We start from the raw sequence: 21666 nt of genomic DNA on the forward strand, positions 1-21666 counted from the left end.
TCGAAGAATAAAAAAATAACATGGCTTTTTTTACCCTTTTTCACCGCTTTTAAGGCCTATTTTATTACACCAAAAAAGCGAAAAAATGAGTGGTGAAATTTTAAAAAAAATAAAAAAACAACTAAACAAAAACACATTAATTAACCAAAACCAAACAAAGAGTATGAAAAAAGTATTCTCAAAAAAACCTGGAAACTCAAGGTTGCATACTGTACTTGAAAAAAGTTTAAAAGCAACGTTACTTTCATTGTTGTCTTTAAGTTTTCAAGTTACCAATGCAGCACCTTCAAAAGAAATTCCGGTAAACAAAACCAATTTACTGGCATTTCAAAAAATAACGAAGGGTAAGGTTGTCGATGAAAAGGGAATTCCGATTCCCGGAGTAAATGTGATCATAAAAGGCACATCAAAAGGAGTGCAAACTGATATGGATGGAAGTTTTGCCATAGATGTACCCAATGCAAATACGATTTTAGTTTTTTCTTTTTTAGGAATGCAGGATCAGGAAGTTGCGGCAGGAAACGGTTCTATCAACGTAGTGATGAAAGAAGCGGGTGAACAAATGGACGAGGTGGTGGTTGTAGGATATGCTAAAGTTAAAAAAGAGAGTTTAACCGGATCACTTCAAACTTTAGACAACAAAAAAATTGTAGATGTAACGACTCCTTCTGTAGAAAATATGCTGGCAGGAAAAGCTACGGGAGTATATGTAAATACTGGTGGCGGACAACCGGGAGCAGTAGGAAAAATAATCATTCGAGGCAGAACAACCGTTAACGGAAGTACAGATCCTTTATGGGTAATTGACGGAGTTATTGTGGGGAATAGTTCGGCAAACATGAATCCATCTGATATCGAAACGTTAACGGTTCTTAAAGATGCAGCGTCTACGGCGGTTTACGGTTCACAAGGTGCCAATGGTGTTATTGTGGTTACTACAAAAAGCGGAAAAGCGGGGAAATCTAAAATTAGTTTTTCTGCTAAAACAGCCTTAACTACTATCAATAACGGAAATTTTAAAATTATGAACGGATCGCAATTGTATGATTTGTACGATTCGTTTGCCAACAAACAAGATTTTGAAAATGTCTGGTGGTGGAAACCAGAATTAAGAAACCAAAATTTTGACTGGTGGAATAATGGTACACAAACCGGACTTGCAGAGGATTACAATTTATCGATTAGCGGTGGCGGAGATAACTTTAAAAGCTACGTTTCTATTGGCCTATATGATGAAACCGGTGCTATAAAAGGTTACGAGTACAAAAAATACAACGGTTTGATGAAATTTGAGTACAAACCAAATAGTTGGTTTACGCTGAGACCACAGGTAAATTTAACCAGAGAAACAACAGATGACCAGCAACATTCAGTTGGTGCACTTTACGGAAATATGCCTTGGGACAGTCCGTATCTGGCAGACGGAACTTTGGTAGGAAACGCGCCAAACCCAACCTGGGTGAATACAACCGGATCTAACTATTTATACGATTTGCAATGGAATTATGGTGAATCTGAATCTTATACTGTCAGGGCAAATCTTGATTTTGATATTAAATTTACCAGCTGGCTAACATATTCTTCTGTAAACAATTACATTTTTGGTAATTATAATTCAACTTATTATTCAGATCCAAGATCTTCTGCGGGAGAAGCGGTAAAAGGAAGAATTGAAGATTACTTTTCTACTTATAACAGAATTTATACCAACCAATTATTAAAATTTAATAAATCGTTTGGAAAACATGACTTTAATGCTCTTGCAGGTTATGAATGGAACGAATACAACTCTAAAACAAGTACTGGCGTTGCCACTGGAATTCCTCCTGGAATTATAGTTACTGATGCTGCTGCGGTGCCTGAAAAAGTGGGCGGTAACAGATCGCAATGGGCTGTGCAGTCTTTGTTATCAAATGTGAACTATTCGTATGACAATCGTTATTTAGCACAAGTTTCTTTTCGTCGTGACGGAGCTTCTAACTTTGGATCAAATGCGCAATATGGTAACTTTTTCTCTGTAAGTGGTGGATGGAACCTTCATAACGAAGCCTTTTTTCATGCCGATTATATCAATAATCTTAAGCTAAGAGCAAGTTATGGTTCGGTAGGAAATCGTCCAAACAGTTTGTACCCTCACCTTCCTTTGTATTCTTTCTCTCAAAGTTATAATGAAAATCCGGGAGCATTGATTTCGCAACTGGCTAATCCCGATTTAAGCTGGGAAAAAACATATACTGGCGGCGTAGGTGTTGATGTTAGTTTCTTTAACCGGGTAAATATTACGTTGGATTATTACAACAAAAACACTTCAGATTTATTATACAGAGTGCCATTGCCTGGAGTAATTGGTGTTACAAGTATCTGGAGAAACGTAGGAGCCGTAAACAATAGAGGTTTTGAGGCATCTTTGAATGTTGATATCATTAAAAATGAAAATTTACACTGGTCTGTAGATGCCAACATTGGTACCAATAAAAATAAAGTAACGAGTCTTTACGGAAACAAGCAGGAAATTATTGTTGGAGATGGTAGTGGTATTGCAGGATCTGCATCAAAATTATTAACTCCCGGAAAAGATGTTGATAGCTGGTATTTGACAGAATGGGCTGGTGTAAATCCTGAAAACGGAAAACCACAATGGTTTACGACAAATGCTGCAGGAGAACGTGTAAAAACTTCTAATTATGGTGATGCGTCTAAACACCAAAAAGTAATTGGTGCCTATACTCCCGACTTTTTTGGAGGATTTTCTACCACTGTAAATTACAAGAACTTTGATTTTGCTGCTATTTTTAGTTATTCTGTAGGAGGCGAAATTTATAATTATGCCAGAGCAGAATTCGATTCTGATGGTGCTTATACTGATAGAAACCAAATGAACCTTCATAGCGGATGGAGCCGTTGGGAAAAACCGGGTGATATCGCAACGCATCCGCAAGCTCTTTATAATAATTCTAGTAACTCTAATAAAGCATCATCACGTTTCTTAGAAACCGGAACTTACCTAAAAATGAGAAGTATCACTTTAGGCTATAATGTACCTATCGAACGTTTACATATCGCCAACCTAAGATTGTACATCGCCGGTGAAAACTTATTTACGATTACTCATTATTCCGGAGTTGATCCTGAAATACCTCCTGCAAATGGCATTATTACTGGTGTTGCGACACAAGTATATCCTCAAACGCGCAAAATTGTATTAGGACTTAACTTAACTCTATAAAAACAAAATCATGAAAAAGATATTTATATTATGTATGGCAATTAGTTTCCTGTCCTCATGTGATTTAGACAGAGAGCCTTTTGATTCCTATACAAAAGACAAAATTGAACAAGATAAAGAAGCTTCGATCGAAGTTTTACTAAACGGATGTTACGCACAATTAAAAGGCTGGTCTGATGTTATGCACAGAGTTGGAGAATATCCGGGTGACAATATCATGATTAGAGGTACCTCTACAGATTCTTTTTATTCTTTTATCTCATATCAGCATATTCCTGACAATGGTCGTTTATCTGTTTTTTGGAATAATAGCTACAAAATTATTTCGCAATCAAGTGATTTAATGAAAATGATTGCCGAAGGAGAAAGTCCTGCAATGGATCAGCAATTAGGTGAAGCTTACTATTTAAGAGGTATGATTTATTTCTATTTATGTCGTACTTACGGAAGACCTTATTCGCAATCACCAGAAACTAATTTAGGCGTACCAATCGTAAATGGTTTACCGGCAGATTTAAATAATCTTAACCTTCCGGACAGATCAACAGTAAAAGACACTTATGCTCAGGCTATCAGCGATTTGAAAAAAGCCGAAGCTTTAATGACAGTTGAAAGAAAAGCGGCGTATGCAACAAAAGAAGCAGCTCAGGCGATGCTTTCAAGAGTTTATTTGTATATGAGTGGAACATATGAAACACCTAATCAGGAATATGCAACGCTTTCGATAGAATATGCAAACAAAGTAATTGCCAGTGGAAGATATCATTTATTAAGCAGAGACAGCTTCATGAAATTTAATACTTACGCTCCAGATTCTGATGAGCAAACCGAAACTATTTTTGCTGTAAAACAAGTAGCATCAGAATTTTCAGGTTACGATCATTATTACGGAATTGGCGGAATGTATGCTAATATTCAGGGACAAGGCTGGGGTGAAATGTACGCCAGTGCCAAATATCTTGATTTGCTAAGAAAAGCCGGTTTGAAGAAAGACGCTCGTTGGGCATTTATCGATCCTCAATATACCACAGATGATGCAGGAAATAAAACCGAAGCTTTCCGTTTTGTTTATGATGTTTACAATACTGGTGGCACGCAAACAGGTTACAACTATATTCAGCAGCCTATAAAACGTAATCCTGATAACTCATTTTATATAACAATAGGAACTACAAATTATAATCTGACAGTTGTAAATGCAGCCGAAAATCAATATTCGATTGTATATGAAGGCAAAACTTATAAAGGCGAAAAAGATTATATGATGTTGCTGAACCGTGTTTATCCAATGTATTATATCACGAAATGTTCTCTTCAAAACAATGATTCGCACCTGCACTCGCCTACTATTTCAAGATTGGCCGAGATGTATTTGAACATGGCAGAAGCATATGTCAAAAAGGGTGATTATAATAGTGCTTTAACCAACTTAAACATAATTCGCGAAAGATCGATTGTTGGTGGAGGTTATACCTCATTAAACAGTACAAATGCTGTACAGCGAGTAGACGAAGAACGTCAGTTAGAGTTAGCGTTTGAAGCACATAGAGGTTATGATGTTTACAGAAATGGTCAAACGATGACACGTCACTATCCCGGTCCTCACTTACCAATGACAGACTGGCCTGCAACAAGTTTAAGAGTAGTGCAATATATTCCGCAGTCAGAAATTAATGCCTATCCGGGAACTTTAACGCAAAATCCATAATTTTTAGAATTGTTTTGTTTTTGAAGCCTCTCTAATTTGGTAGATTAGAGAGGTAATTTTAAAAGAAATAAATGAACTATAGATACCATGAAAAACTTATTTTACTTATTTTTTGCTTCATTACTCGTATCTTTTTCCTGTACAGAGAATAACGAAACCACCGAGAAAGATCCTTTACAGAATCCAAAAACCAGTATTTCGCTTCCGTTGGCTGGAAATGCTTACAGCTCTAAACATTTAGAAAGCAACACTATTACTGATAACGGAATAGAAAACTGGACCAGTGCCGAAGAATTTTTTATGGTTTATTTCAGAATTTCGAAAGCCGGAAGTTTTCAGTTAACTGTTGAAGAATCGGTAGAACTATCTGGAAAATCAGAATTAGAATTTTCGATTAATAATGAAGCTAAAAAAGTAAAATTTGATACTTCAAAAAAAGCCGTAACCATTGGTACCTGGAAAATTAATCAGGAAGGTTATGTTGCTGTTAAGATAAAAGGAATCAGTAAAACAGGTGATCGTTTTCCCGCTATAAATCGTTTAACGATTTCGAGTAATGATTATGATGCAAAAATATCCTATGTCCCAAATAATGAAGGTAACTTTTATCATTGGGGACGCCGCGGACCATCTGTACATTTAAATTATCAGGTTCCGGAAAACATCAATGCAAAATGGTATTATAACGAACTTACCGTTCCGGAAAACGAAGATAAAATTGGTTCTTATTTTATGGCAAATGGTTTTGGAGAAGGCTATTTTGGTATCCAGGTCAATTCGGCTTCAGAAAGAAGAGTTTTATTTTCTGTATGGAGTCCGTTTAATACCGATGATCCGGCCAGTATTCCTGAATCACATAAAATTAAAATGCTCAAAAAAGGCGAAAATGTTCACACAGGCGAATTTGGAAATGAAGGTTCAGGCGGTCAAAGCTATCTCAAATACAACTGGAAAGCAGGAACCACTTATAAATTTTTATTACAAGGATTCCCTCAAAACAATAACACAACAACATATACCGCGTATTTTTATGCGCCTGAATTGCAAAAATGGCTATTAATCGCTAGTTTTAATCGTCCCGAAACTAATACGTATTTAAAAAGATTTCATTCGTTTTTAGAAAATTTTATTCCGGAGCAAGGCGATTTATCCCGTAAAGTATTATTCAATAATCAATGGGTTTGCGACGATAAAGGAGTTTGGTCAGAGATCAATTCGGCTCGCTTTACAACAGATAATACGGGAGCAAAAGAATACCGAATGGATTTTGCAGGCGGACTTGATAATAGTTCCTTTTATCTAAAAGACGGCGGTTTTTTCAACAATTATACAACACCAAAAACGATCTTTACACGACCTTTAAACAATAAAAAACCAGAAATAAATTTTGATACATTACCTTAAAAAGACGTTTTAAAAATAAACAATTTACAAAAAACAATAATTCCCGATAATCAGCTTAGATTATCATCATTTCAAATCAAATTAATTCAATTATGAAAACTAGTATTTTAAAATTAATGTTAGTGGCCTGTCTGTTGTTTGGAGGAGCAATCGCATCGGCACAAATGATCAAGACCAAAACACCAACCCGCCCAAAAGGTCAGCAAGATGTTTTGCGTTTGGCTACTGATCCAATTCCAACTGTTCGTGTTGCTTTTATTGGTTTAGGAATGCGTGGTCCGGGAGCTGTTGAGCGTATGACGCATATTCCCGGGGTAGAAATCGTAGCGCTTTGCGATATGACAGAAAAAAATACACAATCGGCTAATGAAATTTTAACAAAAGCTGGTCTTACTAAAGCACAGGAATTTTTTGGAGATGAAAATGCCTGGAGAAAAGTTACTGCTTTACCAAATGTTGATTTGGTGTATATCGCAACAGATTGGAAACACCATGCATTAATTGGTGTTCAGGCAATGAAAGACGGAAAACACGTAGCAATCGAAGTTCCGGGTGCTATGACCATGAAAGAAATCTGGGATCTTATCGATACTTCCGAAAAAACAAGAAAACATTGTATGCAACTTGAAAATTGCGTTTACGATTTCTTCGAATTAACGACATTAAACATGGCACAGCAAGGTGTCTTTGGAGAAATCCTTCATGCAGAAGGTTCTTACATTCACGGTCTTCAGCCTTTTTGGGGCGAATACTGGAACAACTGGAGAATGGATTATAACATCAAACACCGTGGTGATATTTACGCCACTCACGGTATGGGGCCAGCTTGTCAGGCTTTGAATATTCACCGTGGGGATAAAATGAATTTCTTAGTTTCTATGGATACAAAAGCAGTAGGAAATCCTGCTTACATCAAAGAAAAATCAGGTCAGGAGATTAAAGATTTTAGAAACGGAGATCATACCATGACTATGATTCGTACTGAAAACGGAAAAACAATCCAGATTCAGCACGACGTTACTTCTCCTCGTCCGTACAGCAGAATGTACCAATTGAGCGGAACTAAAGGTTTTGCCAACAAATATCCGTTAGAAGGTTATGCTTTAGATGGTGCAGCATTAGGGGATGATGTAAAACCAAATCACGAAAAATTAAGTGCCCATTCATTTGTTCCTGAAGATGTTAAAAAAGCATTGATGGCAAAATACAAACATCCAATTGTAAAAGATATCGAAGAGAAAGCTAAAAAAGTGGGTGGTCACGGCGGAATGGATTTCGTAATGGATTACAGATTGATTCACTGTCTGCAAAAAGGTCTTCCGTTAGACATGGATGTATATGATTTGGCAGAATGGTCTTGTTTAGGTCCGTTAACAGAAATCTCACTTGATAACGGTTCTGCTCCTGTAGAAATTCCTGATTTCACTCGTGGAGGATGGAAAAAATTACAAAAATTAGAATTTTCAGAGTAATATATTCATTGGTTAGTTAGGTCAGGCAAGAGAGCGCAATTCATGGTGCTCTCTTGCTTTTTATAAACATCATCAATTTCAAATAAAAATGAAAAAAGTTTATTTTATCCTCCTATTTAATTTCTTTATCCTTTCAGCATTAACAGCACAAGAAAAACAAACTTTTACCATAAGTGACGGGAATTTTTTGTTGAATGGAAAACCAATTCAGATTCATTCAGGCGAAATGCATTATTCCAGAATTCCGCAACCGTACTGGCGTCATCGCTTAAAAATGATGAAAGCAATGGGTTTAAATGCTGTGGCAACCTACGTTTTCTGGAACTATCATGAAATTACTCCCGGAGTTTGGGACTTTAAAACCGGTAATAAAAACTTAGCAGAATACATTAAAACGGCGCAGGAAGAAGGTTTATTTGTCATTCTTAGACCAGGTCCGTATGTATGTGCCGAATGGGAATTTGGCGGTTATCCATGGTTTTTACAAAATGTTACCAACATGGTAATTCGTGGCAATAACACCTCATATTTGGCTGCGACAAAAGCTTATTTTACCGAATTATACGGTCAGGTTAAAAATTTACAAATTACCAAAGGCGGACCAATTATTATGGTTCAGGGCGAAAATGAATTTGGTTCTTATGTTGCGCAACGTAAAGACATCTCTTTAGAAGAGCACAAAAAATACAGCGCAGCAGTTTTTCAGCAATTAAAAGATGTTGGTTTTGATGTTCCGTTTTTTACATCAGACGGAAGCTGGCTGTTTGAAGGCGGAGCTTTACCGGGTGCTTTACCAACTGCCAATGGCGAAAGCGATATTGCAAAACTAAAAGCAGTTGTCAATCAGTTTAATAATAACCAAGGGCCTTATATGGTAGCCGAATTTTATCCGGGCTGGCTGGATCATTGGGCAGAACCTTTCCCGACACAAAAACCAGAACAAACCGTTCGTCAGACAAAAAAATATCTGGACAATCAGGTTTCTTTCAATTATTATATGGTGCATGGCGGAACCAATTTCGGATTTACCTCAGGCGCCAATTACGATAAAGAACACGATATTCAGCCTGATATGACTTCTTATGATTATGACGCTCCTATTAGTGAAGCAGGCTGGGCAACTCCAAAATACAATGTACTAAGAGAATTACTAAAAACAAGCGAAACTCCTGCAGTTCCGGAAAAAATGCCTGTCATCGCAATCCCGAATATTACATTAAATAAAGTGGTTGATCTTGCCGATTTAAAATCCAAAATATCTCCAGTTATAGAGGATAATCCGTTGACTTTTGAGCAATTAAATCAAGGCGATGGTTATGTTTGGTACAGTAAAAAATTTACTCAGCCCATTAGTGGAAAATTAGAACTAAAAGGATTACGTGATTATGCCATCGTTTATGTTAACGGCAAAAAAGTGGCTGAACTGAACCGATATTATAAAAAATACGATTGCGAAATCGAAGTTCCTTTTAATGCCACTTTAGATATACTGGTCGAAAACATGGGACGTATTAATTATGGTTCTCAAATTAATGCCAACAATAAAGGTATTATAAGCCCCGTAATTATTAACGACGAAACCATTACCGGCGATTGGGAAATGTACAAATTACCAATGACCTCTGTACCTGATGTAACAGCGTATAAAAACTCAGGCAAAATAAACCGCCCTACTTTATATCAGGGAACTTTTAATCTCACTAAAACCGGAGATACTTTTCTGGACATGCGCGATTGGGGCAAAGGAATTGTATTTGTAAACGGAATCAATATTGGACGTTATTGGAGTGTTGGCCCGCAGCAAACGCTATACTTACCCGGATGCTGGCTTAAAAAAGGCAAAAACAGCATTATCATTTTCGAACAAAAAAATGAAACTATTCAAAAAGAGGTAAAGACTATTCTAACTCCAATTCTGGAAGATTTAAAACCTGAAAAAGGTTTATAAAAAAAAGCCATTCGTGATTGAATGGCTTCTTTTTTACTTTAATATTTCTAAAATTACTTCCAGTTAAAAGTAATTTTCTTTTCGATTTCACTGCTTAAACTCAAAAATACCGGACAAGTCATTCCGGCACGTTCCAAAATTGTTCTGCTTTTTTCCTCTTCAACACCCTGCATATCAAAAACAATTTCAATTGCCCCAATTCTTCTTGGTTCAGCGTTCATTATCTTAGTTACTTCCGCAGTTGAACCTATGAAATCTACGCCTAAATCACGCGCTTTGATTCCCATAATGGTCATCATGCAACTTGCTAAAGCATTGGCAACTGTATCTGTTGGAGAAAATGCTTCTCCTTTTCCGTTATTGTCTAGTGGTGCATCAGAGATGATTTCGCTTCCTGATTGCACATGAATTGATTTTGTTCTTAAATCTCCTAAATAGGTTACTTTTGATGTCATTAATTGGCTACTTTTAAAGTTAAGTCTGAATCGTAATATAAGATGTACACTCCTTTATTGGCGTGTCCACCATCTTCTTTTTTATAAAATTGAAATTTATTGTCAACTTGTTCTGTTGTCATTAAATCGGCTGTTTCCTGATATGTTTTTCCTTGTACCAAACGCATCATGGTATCAAAAGTGACATCAAATCCTCGTGTTGCATAAGTATTTGGATTTATCTTATTCTTCAATCTGTATTCTTTATCGAAGATTAAAACTCTCGGTTCATCGCTTTCACGAGTTACAGAGGGATACATTAATTTCAATTTTACTAAATTATCAAAACTAATTTCGTCAGTATCCAAAGTGCTGTTTGGTTCTAAAATAACCAATTGTACCTGACATGTTTTTTGCGCATCAAGCAAGGCTTTTATGGTAGTTTTTACCATAGCCGTATTTCCGGTTTCCATCACCACATAATTCATTCTGTTTGGCAATAACAAACTTTTTAAATTGGCTACATCCAAACCTCCTGTCTCTGTTAAAGCTGCGAAAACAACAGCTTTTTGGTTTTGTTTGATATAACTAATAACTGATTCTTTCTTTTTATCGACAACGGCAACAATGTTTCCGTTTTTCGCACGCATAAAATCAAACATAGCATTTCTCACCACATCATTAGAGGGAATTGTCTGATATAAATTATCAATTGGGTTTGCCTTATCTTTTGATAAAGGAGAAATCACAGGAACATTATACATACGTAAAGTGTTGGCTGTAGCCTCAGCATTATTTTGATAAAATGGTCCAATTACTGCATGGGCATCCTGCAATTTATTCTGAGCGATCAAAGTCGAAACATTTGATGTTGTTTTTGTTTCCTGCGAATCATAAATTGCCACATCAATTGGCAGTTTCAAGGTTTTAGCCGAGTCGATTGCCATCATTGCTCCTGCATAAAAATCAAGAGTCATGTTTAAGAATTTATCATTTTTGATACGGTTAGCTGTGCTTGTTGTATCATTCTGCATTTTATTCAAATTAAATGGCAACAATAAAACTAGTTTTTTACGATCGTTTTGTCCTCTTTTCTTTGTTAGTTCTACAACTTCAGGATTAACAGTAACGGTTTCAGATTTTACCTTATCTACAATTTGTATAGAACCTCCGCTATTTGGATTTTCTATTGCTTTTTCAACAGGTTGCTGTTGCGGAATAATTGGAGCCGGAGCTAAATATCCTGCAGGAACTTTTAAAACCATTCCTTCTTTTACACCTTCAGAAAGTGACGGATTCAACGCCGTTAATTCTTCCTGAGAAATATGAAAAGTTCTTTCTAAACTATAAAAAGTTTCTTTTGGTTTTACCTGATACTCCATATAGGTGGTCACTTTTTTAGCAGTTTCAACTGGTTTGGTAGTAGTTGTAACAGCAGAACTTACAGCATCTGTTTTAGGCACTTTTCCTTTTATGGTTAATCGGTATCCAACAGGCAAATTCGATACAATTTCAGGATTGCGTTTTTCTAATTCTTCAATGGTAATTCCGTATTGCTTAGCGATCGAAAACTTAGTTTCTTTTGCCATAACATCGTGATATACATATTTTTCCTGAGTTTTTTCTTTCGCTGGTTTTTCAGCGGTTACCGAAGATTTTACAGCCGATTTTGCCGCTGATCCTTTTGCAGGAATCACCAGTTTTTGTCCAATCTGAACTCCAGTTTTTGCCAAAGTAGGATTTGCAGCTTTCAAAGCTTCATCAGAGATACCGTATTTTTTTTCGATACTATAAAAAGTCTCTTTAGGCTGTACCTCATGAATTATTTCTTTTGTATTACCGCCCGTTTTTGCCGCAGCTGTTTCTGTTTTAACCGCTGCCGATTTTGCAGTATTGGTTGGGATCAGTAAAACTGTATTGGGTTTTATACCACTTCTAGCATCCGGGTTTAATGCATAAATATCATAAGGAGTAACCTTAAATTTTACGGCAATCTGGTTAATAGTTTCCCCATTCGCAACCGTATATTTAATGACCTTTTCTTGTGAAAAAGCAGAAAACGTTACAAAAAAAACAAGGAACAATAATGTTGAATAATATTTCATAATAGACTTAAAACAATTTAATTTTTAATTCAGAACAAGTAACTAAGTTCTCTTTAAAGCAAGATTCTTGCCACTTGTTATTTTGCCGCTAATTATTGTCTAAGATCAATTTCTATCTTAGCAATAACAACCTCTTTATATAACTCATCTTCTTCGTTTTTCTTGCATTTATACAGCACTTCTTCCATATTTTGATACTTATCTGAGTAAACATAGTACGAAAGACTGTTGATATTAAAGAAGAAACTAGCGTTAAAATCGCCAGAATCAATGAGTTTCATAATGAGCTTATCTCTTAGCGTTGCGTCTGTAAATATACCTAAAACTAAGTAATAGCCGTTTGAAACTTCTTTAAGATTATCATAAACTTCAACTTTTACTGTTTTGTCTGTTCTAAGCGGATTTTCCTTAAGTTCACGTTTCATTTCTTCCAGCGAAATTGTTTTTGAAGTTTGAGCCGTACTCGATTTATCCTGTTTCTTAATCGCTTCATCCTGATACTTTTTCAGTTTGATCAAAGCCAGTTTATCATCAAACTTTCGGGCTTCCATACTATAATAAGTCGCTTTGCTGATATGTCGTTTTACTTCGATTTTTTTCTGCGTATCGAGCGAATCAATCTTAGCAATCAAAAGCTGATTTTGTGCATCGCCCTGCTCCTGTTCTATTTTATATCGTTTTATTTCTTCTAACGAAAGTCGCTGCTGTAAAGAAGTAACATTTGTATTTTTTTCGCTTTCGCGGATTTTCTTCTTGTATTCCTGATTTTCTTCAACAGCAATTTTTTCTACTTTATTCATTAAACCGGCATAAGCTTTTCGGTTTTCGGCTAATTCTTTTTTAAGTTGAGAAGATAATTCACTGGTTTTCCCGATGCTTTCATACGATCGTTTTTCTAATCTTTTTGATTCATCCATATTCAAAATATCCATTCTTTTTAAATCGACCAAATCATTATTCATCGTGTTTACCAACGAATCTAATTTTGCCATTAAAATATCCTGCACATTTTTATTCGCTTCCAAAACCAAACGCAATTTTTCGACCGAATTTTCTTTAGAACCGTTCATATCATTCAGATTGACTTTAAGATCATTAATCTTTATAATCTTCTGATTCATTTCTTTCTGAACCACCAATCTGTCTTTTAAATCTTCCAGTTCAACCGTTTTGGCTTTTCCTTTTTCGACCACCACTTGCTTTTCGGCAAGAGCTAGCATCAATTCTTCGCTTTCGTTGGTTGGTTTTACTTCCTTAGTATTTATAGCTAATTTATTCCCAACAACTAACCCGTTTACGATTTCAGGGTTTTGAGATTCTAACTGATCGATCGAAATATTGTATTTTTTCGCAATCGAAAATTTAGTTTCCTTTGGTTCAACAACATGAAAAACCGTTTCCTGATTGATCACACGAACTCTTCCGTCTAAAGTTTTTCTTTTGTTTGGAATTGAAATCATTTGTCCAATTTGCAATCCGTTGATAAGAATATCTTTGTTCAGATTTTCTAAATCATTAACCGATACATTATATGCTCTTGCAATACTAAACAGGGATTCTTTGGCAACAACCTGATGCGTAACTTTTGAAGAAGTTGTACTTTCAGTTTTAGGGAGACTTGAAGGATTGGGAATAATTAATTCCTGACCAATCTGTAATCCGTTGGCAAGAATGGGATTTGCATTTTGGATGGCTTCTACAGTAATATTGTATTGTTTTGATAAGCCAAAAAGGGTTTCTTTGGCATCAACAATATGAGTAATTTGCTGGTTTGAATTTTCTTTTTCTGCCGAGTGAACCGGAATCTTAATAATTTGATTGTCTTTGATTCCACTCTGCGACTCGGGGTTGAGTTTGTAAATTTCATCTACAGAAACCTTGTATTTTTGGGCAATAAAATAGGCAGTTTCTCCTTTTTGAATTTTGTGTTCAATAATTGAATCTTGCGCAGTTATTTTGTTAAAAGACAAAATAAAGACAAGAGAAATCGTTAAAAATTCTCTCATAAATAGTAGGTTTAAAAAATTAAGGCATTACAAATGTAACGCCTTAATTTGAAAAACAATACTATTCCCACTCAATTGTTGCTGGTGGTTTTGAGCTAATATCGTAAACCACGCGGTTCACACCTTTTACTTTATTTATAATGTCATTCGACACTTTCATTAGGAATTCGTAAGGTAAATGAACCCAGTCAGCCGTCATACCATCTGTTGATTCTACAGCTCTAAGCGCTACTACTTTTTCGTACGTACGCTCATCGCCCATCACACCAACACTGTTTACCGGAAGCAAAATTGCTCCAGCCTGCCAAACTTTGTCATATAGTCCCCAAGATTTTAATCCGTCGATAAAAACCGCATCAACATCTTGAAGAATTTGAACTTTCTCCGGAGTAATATCCCCTAAAATTCTGATTGACAATCCTGGTCCAGGGAAAGGGTGTCTTCCTAACAATTCAGGATCTATTCCTAAAGTAGCTCCAACTCTACGAACTTCGTCTTTAAACAACATTCTAAGTGGCTCTACAATTTTTAATTTCATATAATCCGGCAATCCACCTACATTATGGTGTGATTTAATCGTTGCCGATGGCCCTTTTACAGATACCGATTCGATTACGTCAGGATAAATAGTTCCTTGTGCCAGCCATTTTACGTCTTCGATTAAGTGTGATTCATCATCAAAAACTTCGATAAATACACGACCAATAGTTTTACGTTTGGTTTCAGGATCACTAATTCCGGCCAATTCGCTTAAGAAACGATCTCCGGCATCTACTCCTTTTACGTTCAATCCCATTCCTTTGTATTGATCTAATACATTTTGGAATTCGTTTTTACGAAGTAAACCGTTATTTACGAAAATACAATATAAGTTTTTACCAATAGCCTGGTGCAATAAAACTGCTGCTACAGTAGAATCTACTCCGCCTGACAATCCTAAAACAACTTTATCATTTCCTAATTTCTCTTTCAATTCTCCCACCATTTCTTCTACGAAAGCATTTGGTGTAAAGTTTTGAGGAACATCAGCAATATCTACTAAAAAGTTTTTTAGCATCTTTGATCCATCAGTAGAATGGAAAACTTCCGGGTGATACTGAATAGCATAAGTAGTTTCTCCTTCAATTTTGTAAGCCGCATATTCTACGTCGTGTGTACTTGCAAGCTTTACAGCATTTGTTGGTAAAGCCTTGATACTATCACTATGACTCATCCAAACCTGGCTGTTTTCTGAAACTCCGTTAAAGAAAGTTTCCCCTTCTTTAATATAAGATAAATTTGCTCTACCGTATTCTCTAGTGTTCGAAGCAGCAACTTCACCTCCACTAAAGTGGGCTAAATACTGTGCTCCGTAACAAACTGCCAACATAGGTAGTTTGCCTCGAATTTGAGATAAATCAGGATGCGGAGCGTCTTCTGCACGAACAGAAAATGGGCTTCCTCCTAAAATTACGGCTTTATAAGGTGATAAATCACTAGGAAAGTGATTGTAAGGGAAAATTTCGCAGAATATATTTAATTCGCGAACTCTACGCGCAATAAGCTGTGTATATTGCGATCCGAAATCTAAAATAAGTACGTTGTGTTGCATGCGCAAAAATACTTTTTATATTCGAATTTGAAAAATGGAATTTTGATTTTTTTCTAAAAAAGTTTCTGAGTTTTTTTTAAAGCATTTGAAATAGAAAAACTTAGTTACTCAGAAACTTAGCATCTTAGAAGCTTCCCAAAAAAATCCAACCTTCAAAAAACATCGTATTTAGATAAAACCATATTTATGAAATCAAAACTAGTTGCCCTTTCTCTTTTTTTAGCTGTATTTTTAAGTTCATGCGATGCTGTAGATGATTTGTTGAGTTTTAATATTTCGAATTCTGCTTCGATAAAAATTCAAAGCAATTTGCCTATTAATTTGCCATCAGAAATCATCACGCCTGATGTTACTACAAATTCTTCAGCTGAATTTAAAAACAACAAAACCAAAGCCGATTTAGTTAAGGATGTAAAAATTAGATCCCTTAAACTGACGATTTCTGATCCTTCAGATAAAACTTTTACATTTTTAAAGTCAATTCATTTGTACATCTCAACAACTGATTCTGATGAAATAGAATTGGCGTATCAGGACAATATCAACTCCACCAGCAATACTATCGATTTAATTTGTACCGATGCCAGGCTGGACCAATACATTAAAGCCGATAAATATAAAATCAGAACAAAAGTTACCTTAAAAGAAACCCTTACGAAAGATGTAACCGTTAAAGCTGATATGAAGTTTAGAGTGACGGCGGATCCTTTCTAAAAGTTGCTAAGATTCTCAGTTGCTAAGTTAAAAAAACTAGAATCTTAGACTTAAAAAAAGGTTCAAAGGTAAACGAGATCAAAAACTTGTTCCTTTGAACCTTTGTCGCTTTGTACCTTCAAAAAAAACTTAGCAACTTAGAACCTTAGTAACTTAATTTCTTTAAAAAATTTCCCTAAATTTATAAAACCATACCAAATCACTTTTACATCATAACCAAGTGTATCTTAAAATCTAATCATTAAGAAAGTAAACCATAACCAATGTTTGTACTATCTGAATATTAATTTTAAAAATATAATCCATGAGTAAAATAGTTGCAGAACAATTAGTTGACATGTTGGTAGAGGCTGGAGTAAAACGCGTTTACGCAGTTACCGGCGATAGTTTAAATCATTTTAATGATGCGATACGCAGAAACGGAAAAATAAAATGGATTCATGTTCGTCATGAAGAAGTTGGCGCCTATGCAGCAGCAGCCGAAGCCGAATTGGATGGTTTTGCCGTGTGCGCCGGAAGTTGCGGACCCGGACACGTTCATTTAATCAACGGGTTGTATGATGCGCACCGATCGCATGTTCCTTTATTAGCAATTGCATCGACAATAAATACTAGCGAAATGGGAATGGATTATTTCCAGGAAACCAACACCATCAAACTTTTCGACGATTGCAGCTATTACAATCAGATGATTATGACAGCTGAACAAGCTCCCCGAATCATACAAACTGCCATACAACATGCTTTGGGCAAAAAAGGTGTTGCCGTTATTGGTTTACCCGGAGATGTTTCGGAATTAAAAGCAGTTGAAAGCAATATATCTACTCAGTTTTTTCATTGCAATCCTGTCATCAGACCTTCTGATACTGAATTACAGCATTTAGCACAAGCGATCAATGAGAGTACCAAAATCACCTTATTCTGCGGAATTGGTGCTGAAAAAGCACACGATCAGGTGGTGCAATTATCGCAACATATCAAAGCTCCCGTAGGATATTCTTTCCGCGGAAAAATGAGTATTCAGCCTAATAATCCTAATGAAATAGGAATGACGGGTTTACTTGGCCAGCCTTCTGCTTATCATAGCATGCACGAATCGCATTTGGTATTGCTGCTAGGAACTGATTTTCCATATGATAAATTCATGCCGGGTGATAATAAAATCATCCAAATCGATACCAGCACAGAACGTTTAGGACGAAGAGCCAATCTGTATATGGGATTGTGCGGTGATGTTGCTGATACTATAGAAGCCTTATTACCTTTATTAGAAACCAAAACGGACGATAGTTTTTTACAAGCGCAGCTTAAATTATATGCCAGCGTAAAAGAAAACATGAATATCTATATTAATGATAATGGCGGAGAAGATACAATTCAGCCGGAATATGTAGCACATATCATTGATAAACTGGCTACTAAAGATGCTATTTTTACCGTAGATACCGGTATGACCTGTGTTTGGGGAGCCCGTTTTATAAAAGGAACCGGAGAACGAAAAATGCTGGGTTCTTTCAATCATGGATCAATGGCCAATGCCATGCCAATGGCAATTGGAGCAGCTCTGGCGCATCCTGAAAGACAAGTTATTGCCATGTGTGGCGATGGTGGTATCTCAATGTTATTGGGCGATTTGGCAACCATTAAACAATATGATATTCCTATAAAAATTATAGTTTTCAATAATCGTGCTTTGGGAATGGTAAAACTCGAAATGGAAGTGACCGGCTTACCCGATAATGAAACCGACATGGTCAATCCGGACTTTGGACTAATTGCTCAGGCAATGGGTTTTCAGGGTGTAAATGTACATAAACCCGAAGAAGTTGAGGGAGCAATTGAAAACGCATTCCGACACAATGGCCCTGTTTTATTGAACATCTTCACCAACCCAAATGCTTTGGCAATGCCCCCAAAAGTAGAATGGGAACAAGTTGTAGGTATGGCAAAATCGATGACCCGATTAATGCTGGGCGGTAAAATGGATGAAGTTTTAGATACTATAAAATCCAATTACAAACACCTAAAAGAAGGCATCTAAACTGATTTTAAACATAATAAAACACTAATTGCACTTATTTGCACTAATGCACTTTGTAAAATTAATTTCGCAAATTAAATTACTCATTAAAAATTTGTGCCAATTCGTGCAATTCGTGTTCATACAGCTTAAGGTCGAATAAAAGAAATACATTTTATGGACATCAATACAAATAAATCATATACTAAATATTACATTATTGCATGGGTATTTGGTTTGCTTTTCTATTTTTTAGATTATGTTATACGCTCCTCTCCGGCAGTAATGCTTCCGGAACTTGCACAGAGTTTTTCTGTAAAAGAGATTCGATTGGTGACAATTATAGGAACTTATTACTATACTTATTCTACCTGCAGTTTAATCGCAGGAATTGCCCTGGATCGATTTGGAGCAAAATATTCGCTCTTTACCGGAGCTCTTATTTTAGGAATTGGCTGTTTGTTATTTATGATCTCGAGTCAGTTTAGCGGAGTGGTTGGCCGATTGTTTCAGGGTGCCGGATGTGCCTTCGCTTTTCCGGGTTGTGTGTATTTGGCCAGTAAAGGATTCTCAGCAAAATCATTGGCAACTGCCATTGGTTTTACTCAATGTTTAGGAATGCTTGGCGGTTCGGCAGGACAATTTGTTGTAGGTCCGCTAATAGAAAAAGGAATGGACATTAATACATTTTGGCTTTCTATCGGAATTTTTACTATAATCGTTGCTTTTGGACTTTGGTTTATAACTCCGGCACACATAGTTGAGAAAAAGGCCGAAACTATCGTAAAAAAACAAAGCTTACTTGATCCTTATAAAATTGTTTTTAGCAATCCTCAATCTTGGTTATGCGGAATCGTTTCAGGATTATTATTTGCTCCTACTACGATATTTGCTATGACTTGGGCAGTTGATTTTTTTCAGAAAGATCGTGCTTTCGACTTTCATAGTGCAACAATTTCGAGTGCGATGGTTGCTTTTGGCTGGGTATTTGGCTGTCCGTTATTAGGATTTATTACAGATAAAATAAATAAGCGCAAACCAGTTTTAATATTTGGAGCGTTATTTATGATTTTGAGCCTGATTCAGTTATTGTATTTCCCCGATTTACTTCCTGCGAAAATCAGTATGTTTTTGCTGGGCGTTGGTTCTGGTGCTGCCATGATTCCGTATTCTATAATTAAAGAAGCGAATCCTGACAATGTAAAAGGAAGTGCTACAGGAGCCATTAATTTTATAACTTTTGGAGTAACAACGCTTTTAAGTCCATTATTCAGTCGTTTATTTGGGCAAACGCTAAATGACGCTAATGATAAAATGATACATTTTCAACAAGCAGGTTTATTCTGGATAGTTGGAATTTCTATAGCAATTCTGGTTAGCTTTCTATTAAAAGAAACTGGTGAGGGAAAAACCTTTAATAATGCCGAACTGCAAAAGAATCAAATATAAAAATAAAGAAAACAGAATAAGATGCCGCAAAACTATCGTTGTGTCTTATTCTTCCTTTGTAACTACTATCGAAGCTTTAAAGCCTGCTGCAAGATTATCCCAGTAGTCATTCGTAACCAATTGACCTTTATCATCATAAACACGAATTTCAGCTGTATTTCCTCCTAAACTACCAATGTTTAACGCTTCAAAATCAAGCTTATTAAAACCATTGACAAGATCAATTTTTACATCTTTAAAATTACCCTCTAAAAATACCTGATCTTTAATCACCTGATCATTAGAAGATACCTTTACCAGGTCGCCATCGATCGCACCAAAATCTCTCAGTTTTACAATAAAATATTTCGATTTTGTCCTAAAATCTCCCAGCGAAATATTCTTTCTCACTAGTTGCCCGCGGCCTTCTTTTAGTCCGGCATCTCTTAAAGCTTTATCCAGATCTTTTTCCATTTTAGGCACATAACGATCTCCCGGATTGGCAAAATCAGTTTCGGTAGACATCGTAAATTTACTTTTCTCTGCACCTACCTGCAATTGCGATTTTGGTGTAATACTGGTATTATCAAAAACGTTTGGCGTTTTAATACTTGGTATATCCATAGGATTAGCCTGAGGATCTTTAACCTCTGGCAATGGAGTCTTCTTTGGCTTTGCACCAAATTTAGGTGCTGCAATAGGTCTGTATTTTGTACCAAATTCAGTCTGGGCTGAAACAGTGACAGCGGTAAAAAATAATATGAAAAATAAGATGTGCTTCATTGAGAAAGTATTATCGAATCGGCTTTTAAAAATTTTATAAGATCAAAGCATAGCATCACAAAAATAGTATAATTTAGTTAGGCACTACAACTTTAAGACTATTATAACAATATATTAGGCTAATTTTTGGAAAGCAAAAAACCTGCCAAAACTGTAAAAAACCGATTTGTTTTAAAAAAAAATCGGTCAAAACACTGTTAGAATAAATTATTTTCATTTTAATGCTATTTATTTTTAATAATAACAGCAGTCAATGTTGAAAGATCTAAAGTTTTTACTTCACTATAATCAAGAAAAGTTAATCCACAGAAAGTAATTCCTGCGTCAATATAATCCATACTCACAATATCCTGAAATGTCTCTCCATCGGTACCTTTAACAGTAAACTTTACAGAAAAAGAACCTTGCGTATAATCATTATATGCATCTTTTGAAATATTTTTTAAGTCGTATGTAATCATTAAACCAACAGTTGCAGCCACTTCTTTCTTTGTAATGGTTAGTGAAAAATTTACTGGATTAAATGCAGTACCTGATGATGCATCATCATTATAACTACCTGAACTACAACTTGTTATTGAAATTGACATAAAGATCAAAAGCGCAAAGCTAAAGGTTGATTTTAAAAAAGATAATTTCTTCATAATTCAAAGATTAAAAGGTTAGTTCTTATATATATTTGTAAGTTTATTTTTTCAATTATATAGAAAGTATTTACAAAAACCCTATTTAATAGTAAGATTTAAATTAAATAAATTAAATTTTCTTTCACATTTCTTAAAATACTATTATTAAGATGAAATTGATCTTTTTACTTTGACAATTAA

Annotated in this window: 14 protein-coding genes; 8 read left to right on the plus strand and 6 right to left on the minus strand. The window is 35.7% G+C overall.

The window, feature by feature from the left end:
• The first annotated feature begins 163 nt into the window (after positions 1 to 163).
• The 5 genes from GIY83_RS13060 to GIY83_RS13080 all read left to right on the plus strand — a co-directional run bounded on the left by GIY83_RS13060 (position 164) and on the right by GIY83_RS13080 (position 9758).
• Positions 164 to 3226 carry a TonB-dependent receptor gene (locus tag GIY83_RS13060; RefSeq protein ID WP_208681692.1) on the plus strand — a complete coding sequence of 1021 codons (3063 nt, stop codon included), beginning with the start codon at positions 164 to 166 and terminating at the stop codon, positions 3224 to 3226.
• A 10-nt stretch (positions 3227 to 3236) separates the two neighbouring features.
• Complete coding sequence (locus GIY83_RS13065) at positions 3237 to 4934, plus strand: RagB/SusD family nutrient uptake outer membrane protein (protein ID WP_208681701.1); 1698 nt, start codon at positions 3237 to 3239, stop codon at positions 4932 to 4934.
• Between the two features lie 87 nt (positions 4935 to 5021).
• Positions 5022 to 6338 carry a DUF3472 domain-containing protein gene (locus tag GIY83_RS13070; protein ID WP_208681703.1) on the plus strand — a complete coding sequence of 439 codons (1317 nt, stop codon included), beginning with the start codon at positions 5022 to 5024 and terminating at the stop codon, positions 6336 to 6338.
• 116 nt (positions 6339 to 6454) lie between these two features.
• Positions 6455 to 7810: a Gfo/Idh/MocA family protein gene (locus GIY83_RS13075; RefSeq protein WP_229029321.1), complete on the plus strand. Its 1356-nt coding sequence runs from the start codon at positions 6455 to 6457 to the stop codon at positions 7808 to 7810.
• A gap of 88 nt (positions 7811 to 7898) precedes the next feature.
• Positions 7899 to 9758 (plus strand): beta-galactosidase family protein, encoded by a 1860-nt coding sequence (locus GIY83_RS13080; protein ID WP_208681707.1) that lies wholly within the window; start codon positions 7899 to 7901, stop codon positions 9756 to 9758.
• Between the two features lie 53 nt (positions 9759 to 9811).
• Here the strand turns inward: GIY83_RS13080 and GIY83_RS13085 are convergent, their stop codons facing one another.
• From GIY83_RS13085 to guaA, 4 genes are all read right to left on the minus strand, one after another.
• Complete coding sequence (locus tag GIY83_RS13085; protein ID WP_208681709.1) at positions 9812 to 10213, minus strand: OsmC family protein; 402 nt, start codon at positions 10211 to 10213, stop codon at positions 9812 to 9814.
• Positions 10213 to 12297 (minus strand): LysM peptidoglycan-binding domain-containing protein, encoded by a 2085-nt coding sequence (locus GIY83_RS13090; protein WP_208681711.1) that lies wholly within the window; start codon positions 12295 to 12297, stop codon positions 10213 to 10215. The genes GIY83_RS13085 and GIY83_RS13090 overlap by 1 nt, the downstream gene beginning before the upstream one ends.
• A gap of 92 nt (positions 12298 to 12389) precedes the next feature.
• Positions 12390 to 14303, minus strand: coding sequence for a LysM peptidoglycan-binding domain-containing protein (locus GIY83_RS13095; RefSeq protein ID WP_194615355.1), 1914 nt, complete (start codon positions 14301 to 14303; stop codon positions 12390 to 12392).
• A gap of 61 nt (positions 14304 to 14364) precedes the next feature.
• Positions 14365 to 15894, minus strand: coding sequence for a glutamine-hydrolyzing GMP synthase (guaA, locus tag GIY83_RS13100; protein ID WP_194615354.1), 1530 nt, complete (start codon positions 15892 to 15894; stop codon positions 14365 to 14367).
• Between the two features lie 186 nt (positions 15895 to 16080).
• Between guaA and GIY83_RS13105 the strand changes: the two genes are divergently transcribed.
• From GIY83_RS13105 to GIY83_RS13115, 3 genes are all read left to right on the plus strand, one after another.
• The gene (locus GIY83_RS13105; RefSeq protein ID WP_208681713.1) at positions 16081 to 16608 is read left to right on the plus strand and encodes a hypothetical protein; all 528 of its coding nucleotides are present in this window, start codon (positions 16081 to 16083) and stop codon (positions 16606 to 16608) included.
• Positions 16609 to 16912: 304 nt separating this feature from the next.
• Positions 16913 to 18649: a thiamine pyrophosphate-dependent enzyme gene (locus GIY83_RS13110; protein WP_208681720.1), complete on the plus strand. Its 1737-nt coding sequence runs from the start codon at positions 16913 to 16915 to the stop codon at positions 18647 to 18649.
• A gap of 156 nt (positions 18650 to 18805) precedes the next feature.
• On the plus strand, positions 18806 to 20077 hold the full coding sequence (locus GIY83_RS13115; RefSeq protein ID WP_208681722.1) for an MFS transporter: 1272 nt from the start codon (positions 18806 to 18808) through the stop codon (positions 20075 to 20077).
• A gap of 45 nt (positions 20078 to 20122) precedes the next feature.
• Here GIY83_RS13115 and GIY83_RS13120 read toward each other — a convergent pair whose 3' ends face one another.
• The gene (locus GIY83_RS13120; RefSeq protein ID WP_208681724.1) at positions 20123 to 20839 is read right to left on the minus strand and encodes a hypothetical protein; all 717 of its coding nucleotides are present in this window, start codon (positions 20837 to 20839) and stop codon (positions 20123 to 20125) included.
• Between the two features lie 224 nt (positions 20840 to 21063).
• Positions 21064 to 21483, minus strand: coding sequence for a hypothetical protein (locus GIY83_RS13125; protein ID WP_208681726.1), 420 nt, complete (start codon positions 21481 to 21483; stop codon positions 21064 to 21066).
• Positions 21484 to 21666 lie beyond the last annotated feature (183 nt).

Origin of the sequence: Flavobacterium sp. SLB02 (assembly GCF_009664855.1) — a bacterium.
Classification (GTDB): Bacteria; Bacteroidota; Bacteroidia; order Flavobacteriales; family Flavobacteriaceae; genus Flavobacterium.